Here is a 6,819-nt window from a genome sequence, read left to right as displayed (position 1 = left end):
ACTGCCCGGCTAACGGTTTGGTAACTGAACAACCTCAATATTCCGTTGCCGTTTGCATTTTCTCTACTTGGCAGAATGCTGAAATACCGTTCATTTCAAACGACTTACGTTTAATCTTTACCTCTCTGTGTTTCTTTGCATAGCCTATCACTTTTCATTGCACACGGCACACGTTCGGAACGATGATGCTCACGCTCGGTGCAGACCTTTTTACCACAAGCAAGCTGATGGGACATTCCAACATTCAGACCACGGAAATCTATGCCAAAATCGTGGATAAGAAGAAGGAGGATTATATGTCAATTCTTCTCATCGTTTTATGCTAATGAGCCGTCCAGATTGATAGATCGGTCAAAGATGGAGTTCCCTTTCCAGATAGATCAGATTTGCATCAACGGAAGCCGTTTTTTTGACATGATTCGCTATTACGATGCTTTATATCATAAAATCATAGACGAGAACGAATATAAAAAATATGACTCGATAGAAGATGAAAAGTCAGCATATAAAATCGTCCGAACTTTGAATGCCTACTCTAACAGAACTCGTACTGGAGATACTTATGTCCGCCAGTTATTTAATTGCCTCTTGATGATGCGTTACCTAATGGACGGAAGGATACGTATCGACAACAATCTGGCGGAAAATGCCATCCGTCCAGTTACATTAGGTAGAAAGAACTATCTGTTCTGTGGCGATCATGAGGCTGCTGTCAGTATGAGTGTCGTCTGTTCACTGCTGGCTACCTGCAAGGCACATGAAGTAAATCCGAGGAATTACCTGAATGATGTTATTGCAAGGATGCCATATATGCAGAAAGCATCGTATGATGAACTGGTGCAACTCCTACCGCACCGATGGAAAAAGGAATGACTGTTACTACCATATACTAGCAATGGCTGCATACTCTAACGAAAGAGTTGCGGCCATTGTTGTTAGTGTACTTTATCGGATGCTTACAGAGAAATTACGTGGGCATGTACGTGTGAAACGCGGTCAAAGCATGGAACCCAGTGTAGGAATTATGGACAGTCAAAGCGTCAGATGGGGGAACAATGCTTCTTTGAACGGTATTGATGGAAACAAAAAGGTAAAAGGCATAAAAACGGCATGTCATAGTGGATAAGAATGGCTTTCTTATTGCCGTTATGGTCACCATAGCTAATGTACATGACAGTGAAGCCGCTTATTTGCTGATGAGGGTTCTTAAGGAGATGTGCTCCAGTGTAAAAAACATTCTTGCCGATGGAGGTTACCGAGGAGAACTTGTCGATAACATAAGAAAGAAATTCGGATATGTCATTCAGGTTGTTATCAGTGCGTACAAGGAACAGGGATTCAGACCCATTCAAAAGAGATGGATTGTGGAAAGAACATTCTCATGGATGGATTACAATAGAAGGCTCTACCGAAACTATGAACTAACATTCGACTCGGCAGAGGAAATGGTCAAATTAGCCACTATAAGATTATTATTGAGGAAAATTTAAACAGGCTCTAAAAAAACAGAATAATACAGATATTTATCAGTGTCCTGACCAGCACTTTCATTCTTTTCGTCCATCCTACTGCAAGTCTTCAATAATATTCGGCTTCAAAAGAAGACAATTAAAGGGATTTTTTGTACTTTTGCGCCTCAATAATAGTAATTTGTAATTTTGTAATTGTAAATTGTAATTAGATACTATGTTCGATAATTTAAGCGAGAGACTTGAAAGGTCGTTTAAAATTTTGAAAGGTGAGGGAAAAATCACCGAAATCAATGTTGCGGAAACCTTGAAAGACGTACGTAAGGCACTTTTGGATGCCGACGTGAACTATAAGGTTGCCAAAAATTTCACCGATACCGTTAAGGAAAAAGCCTTGGGACAAAACGTGCTGACAGCCGTCAAGCCCAGCCAGCTGATGGTAAAAATCGTGCATGATGAACTGACTCAGCTCATGGGTGGCGAGACTTCTGAAATAAACATCGATTCCAAGCCTGCCGTTATTTTGATGTCTGGTTTGCAAGGCTCCGGTAAAACAACTTTCTCCGGAAAGCTGGCTCGTATGCTGAAGAGCAAGAAAAACAAAAGACCGTTATTGGTGGCTTGTGACGTATACCGTCCTGCTGCCATCGAGCAGTTACGCGTACTGGCTGAACAAATTGACGTACCGATGTACTCGGAACCGGACAGCAAAAATCCGGTAGTCATTGCCCAAAATGCCATCCAAGAAGCCAAAGCCAAAGGCTATGATCTTGTAATCGTCGATACCGCCGGGCGCCTGGCTGTAGACGAAGAAATGATGAACGAGATTGCCGCTATTAAGCAAGCCATCAATCCGAACGAAATTCTGTTCGTAGTGGATTCGATGACCGGTCAGGATGCTGTAAACACCGCCAAAGAATTCAATGAACGACTTGATTTCAATGGTGTAGTATTGACCAAGTTGGATGGTGATACCCGTGGTGGTGCCGCCCTTTCTATCCGTTCGGTGGTTGACAAGCCCATCAAGTTTGTAGGTACTGGTGAAAAGTTGGATGCCATAGACCAATTTCACCCCTCACGCATGGCTGACCGTATCCTCGGTATGGGTGACATCGTATCTTTGGTGGAACGTGCGCAGGAACAATATGACGAGGAAGAAGCCAAACGCCTGCAAAAGAAGATTGCCAAAAACCAGTTCGACTTCAATGATTTCCTAAGCCAGATTGCACAAATCAAGAAAATGGGAAACTTAAAGGAACTCGCCTCCATGATACCAGGTGTAGGCAAAGCCATCAAGGATATAGACATTGACGACAATGCCTTTAAGAGTATTGAAGCCATCATTTACTCCATGACTCCGGAAGAACGCAGCAATCCGGCCATTCTGAACGGTTCACGTCGCCAGCGCATTGCCAAAGGTAGCGGTACGAATATTCAGGAAGTAAACCGCCTGCTGAAACAGTTTGACCAGACCCGCAAGATGATGAAGATGGTCACCGGCAATAAAATGGGCAAGATGATGCCGAAATTAAAAAGATAAGATAATAGCCTATGACACTGATTGATGGAAAAGCAATTTCAGAGCAAGTAAAGCAAGAGATTGCAGCAGAAGTAGCCGAGATAGTGGCTCATGGGGGGAAACGCCCACATCTGGCCGCTATTCTTGTAGGACACGATGGAGGTAGCGAAACCTACGTCGCTGCCAAAGTGAAAGCATGCGAAGTTTGCGGATTCAAATCCTCCCTTATCCGTTACGAAGTAGATGTTACAGAAGAAGAGCTACTTGCCAAAGTACGCGAATTAAATGAGGACGCAAATGTGGATGGTTTCATTGTACAGCTTCCCTTGCCCAAACATATCTCCGAGCAAAAGGTTATTGAAACCATCGATTACCGCAAGGACGTAGACGGTTTCCATCCCATCAATGTGGGACGGATGTCTATTGGTCTTCCCTGCTATGTATCCGCTACCCCCAACGGTATCCTTGAACTGCTGAAGCGTTATCAGATAGAAACTTCAGGTAAGAAATGCGTGGTATTGGGCCGCAGTAACATTGTCGGCAAACCCATGGCTGCCCTAATGATGCAGAAAGCTTATCCCGGTGATGCCACAGTAACCGTATGCCACAGCCGCAGCAAAGATTTGATAAAGGAATGCCAAGAAGCAGACATTATCATTGCTGCATTGGGACAACCGAACTTTGTTAAGACAGAAATGGTCAAGGAAGGTGCTGTCGTTATTGATGTAGGTACTACCCGTATACCCGATGCTTCCAAGAAATCCGGATTCAAGTTGACCGGTGATGTGAAATTTGATGAAGTAGCTCCTAAATGTTCATTCATCACTCCCGTACCGGGAGGCGTAGGTCCGATGACCATCGTTTCCCTTATGAAAAATACATTGCTCGCCGGCAAAAAAGTAATCTATCAATAATAAGGTAATGAAAATGCTTGCCATTTTAATTGCTGCTTTACATAGCATGGGGATGTGTCAAAACTAAGACACATCCCCTTCTTTTTTTGTCTATGCGACTATTTTTTTAGCAATTAGGTAATAAGGCTTAATATTCGTCGTATTTTGAGTCACACGTGGTCTGATAAAGATAAATATAGTGTGTGCACTCCTTCTCTTTCCTGCTTTTAGTAGTTTTGTACACATTTTTTTGACATTAAAAGCTATAGCAAAGAAGGTAAAGTCCATTGTAACCTTGTCTTCTCCCACATGCCGGAACCTTTTGTATGCCATGTTGTGTTTCATTTGTCCAAAAACTGCTTCCGGTTCTATACATCGCCTTCCCCTCTGCCTGATGCCTTCTTCCGGGAGTAACCTTTCCCGTGCCTGCCGTTTGTATTGGTTTAACTGGTGGTTGACTTCTATAATATGGTTCTCCCGAGCTTTAAAGTAACTGCCACGCAGAGGACACCCTTCACGTCTTTGTGCTTTATACCGGGCACTTTCGGTGATGTATCCGCTCTCTGTTTTGTCACGTCCAGTTCCTATACGGTTCATGTGCTGCCCCATAGGACAAACGTAATAATCCCCCCGCATTGTAATGGAGACTCTCCGCATGGAATGGATTGGGGGTATAACGGGGAGGCTGTTCTTTATGGAAGTGGTTGTACTTGACAAAGGCTTCTATCCCATTATCTTGCATGAACCGATAATTTTCTTCCGATCCGTAACCGGAGTCTGCCACACCGACAGTTAGTAAGCGGTTATAGCGTTGCTCAAAGGAGTGGAAGAAAGGCATGAGGGTCAGTGTATCGGTTAGGAAACAGTCGGAAGTCTATGAGGAATTGGTTCCCGGTACCTATTTGCAGATTATATCCGGGTTTGGTCTGCCCATTTCTCATGGCGTCTTCTTTCATGCGCATGAAGGTGGCATCAGGATCGGTCTTGGAGTAGGAATTGCGTTCTCCAAGAGTATCAAAATGGTTGTCGTATTCCATCAACTTGTCACGGTACTGCTCAAGTTCCCGGACCTGTTTCTTCTTTTCCCGGATGACTTTCTTTTGTTCCTTGTCCTTTGTTACAGGCTGGTGTTCCAGCACCTCTTTAAGTCCATTCACTATATCTGAGAGCATGGCGGGAGTGAACTCTACGGGTGTTTCTTGCATGGAGTTCTCTTGGGCTATGACTTCATCCACCTGCTCCAGGAGAATGCGGATCTTATCCATCAGCTTTGTACGGTTCTTTTCGACTGTCTTGCGCCAGACAAAAGTATATTTGTTGGCTTTGGACTCAATCTTGGTTCCGTTGATATACTCTACATCAAGGCTGATGAAACCTTTGTCGGCAAGGACAAGAACCAACTGCGTGAATACGGTATTTATTTCCTCTTCTACACGGTTTCGAAAACGGTTGATGGTAATAAAATCCGGATGTTCATTACCGGAAAGCCGGATATAATGAATGTCACGCAGGAGAAGCTTCTCTATTTTCCGGCACGAATAGATATTGTTCATGTAGGCATAGATAATCACCTTAAGCATCATTTCAGGATGATAAGGGCAACGACCGGTTGCCTTATAAAGCTTCTTGAAATTGTCAAGATTGAGGTTATCAACAACAGTATTAACTATGCGAACCGGATTGTTCGCTGCTATGTTTTCATCAATTCTTCCGGGAAAAAGAACTGTTGGGTTGGGAATGTAAGGACGAAAATGTAACTTTGCCATAACGAAAAATTTTATGCCTAAAGACACAAAAACTTTGGGTAATAACAAAGCCCGGGCTTGTGAAAGTCAGGTCTTTGTGCATAAAAAGAGGTTGTGCCAGCGTTTTGACACAACCTCATGCTATTATTCGTAGATGACATGATGCAGCATCAGGTACAAATAAATGCAGTATATGTATCTGAAGGAAAATATGACTACTTCTCCGGTATTCGTTCGCAGGCACCTACTAGAATCTGTCAAATCGCAGACAATACTATCCTCTGTTCATCTGCAGAAACGACTTTCGCATTACTCTGTTCCATTATACTTACGGCATCAAGGTTACCTCTTCCAATATCGTAACTATATTAATAAGAATACCATCCTGCAAGATATCCAAAGTGCCAAAGTACGCCAACCAGATGCCATCATTATCTGCATACATTGAGAAGAGGAATATCACTCCCTTCCCAACCGTGAACAACGCGAGCCAGCCAATTGGTTGCTCCAACAAGGCATAACACATACTATCGGTTTACCCCCTCACGTCATTTAATCGACGGAACTACGTACCAACAGTACTGAACAGCACATCATAGTCTACTCCTTGGGAAATTTCATCTCCAATATGAGTAAGACTAGCACTGACAGCGGCCTCATTATCACTTTGCAGTTGGAAAAACATCCTCTCTCCCTACCCACCTGTCCCTCTTACATCGGTCAGAGTCAGACACCCCTGCCATTTTTCCCGCAAAACATTTAACACCGGAAAACCGTAAATACCTGGAAATCTTCATTAAAAGTTCCCTATAGCTGCTCTAGCAGCACAATGTAGATATTTACGAGAAGAAAAAATAATGCAGAAATCTCAAAAAAAAACGTTTCATTCTTTGCATTATTAAAAATTATCCCTACCTTTGCATCGCATTTAAGAAATGCACTAACATGGTGGCTGTAGTTCAGTTGGTTAGAGCGTCAGATTGTGGTTCTGAATGTCGTGGGTTCGAGTCCCATCTGCCACCCGCAAAAGAGGAAATTCAAAAAAATATTCCTCTTTTTTGCTATTACCCTCACCCCGCCAGAGAACGGGTCAGTAGAAAATTAGGGGTCAGTCCGAAAACCCTGTGGGTATGTTAAATCTACACTGTTAGTTTGCATAATCTAAAAATAAAGAATGGTATATCTCCGACTCC

Annotated in this window: 3 protein-coding genes, 1 tRNA gene and 3 pseudogenes; 6 read left to right on the top strand and 1 reads right to left on the bottom strand. The window is 43.1% G+C overall.

Annotated elements, in window-relative coordinates:
* Positions 1-146 precede the first annotated feature (146 nt).
* From M1B78_RS17975 to folD, 5 genes and pseudogenes are all read left to right on the top strand, one after another.
* Positions 147-326 (top strand): annotated as a pseudogene (locus M1B78_RS17975) (tyrosine-type recombinase/integrase); the annotation flags it as partial.
* Positions 327-591: 265 nt separating this feature from the next.
* A pseudogene (locus M1B78_RS17970) lies at positions 592-873 on the top strand (IS66 family transposase); the annotation flags it as partial.
* Positions 874-1,118: 245 nt separating this feature from the next.
* Positions 1,119-1,490: a transposase gene (locus M1B78_RS17965; protein WP_257941439.1), complete on the top strand. Its 372-nt coding sequence runs from the start codon at positions 1,119-1,121 to the stop codon at positions 1,488-1,490.
* A 196-nt stretch (positions 1,491-1,686) separates the two neighbouring features.
* Positions 1,687-3,009 carry a signal recognition particle protein gene (ffh, locus tag M1B78_RS17960; protein WP_136010770.1) on the top strand — a complete coding sequence of 441 codons (1,323 nt, stop codon included), beginning with the start codon at positions 1,687-1,689 and terminating at the stop codon, positions 3,007-3,009.
* An 11-nt stretch (positions 3,010-3,020) separates the two neighbouring features.
* Positions 3,021-3,902 carry a bifunctional methylenetetrahydrofolate dehydrogenase/methenyltetrahydrofolate cyclohydrolase FolD gene (gene folD, locus M1B78_RS17955; RefSeq protein WP_136010771.1) on the top strand — a complete coding sequence of 294 codons (882 nt, stop codon included), beginning with the start codon at positions 3,021-3,023 and terminating at the stop codon, positions 3,900-3,902.
* A gap of 90 nt (positions 3,903-3,992) precedes the next feature.
* On the opposite strand, the pseudogene M1B78_RS17950 reads toward folD, so the two are convergent.
* A pseudogene (locus M1B78_RS17950) lies at positions 3,993-5,647 on the bottom strand (IS1182 family transposase).
* 927 nt (positions 5,648-6,574) lie between these two features.
* On the opposite strand from M1B78_RS17950, the gene M1B78_RS17945 reads away from it, so the two are divergent.
* Positions 6,575-6,648, top strand: a tRNA-His gene (locus M1B78_RS17945).
* Positions 6,649-6,819: the final 171 nt, after the last annotated feature.

Source organism: Bacteroides muris (ex Fokt et al. 2023) (assembly GCF_024704895.1).
GTDB lineage: Bacteria > Bacteroidota > Bacteroidia > Bacteroidales > Bacteroidaceae > Bacteroides > Bacteroides muris.
Note: the sequence above shows the minus strand (reverse complement) of the source record. Positions and strands in the feature narration are given on the sequence as shown.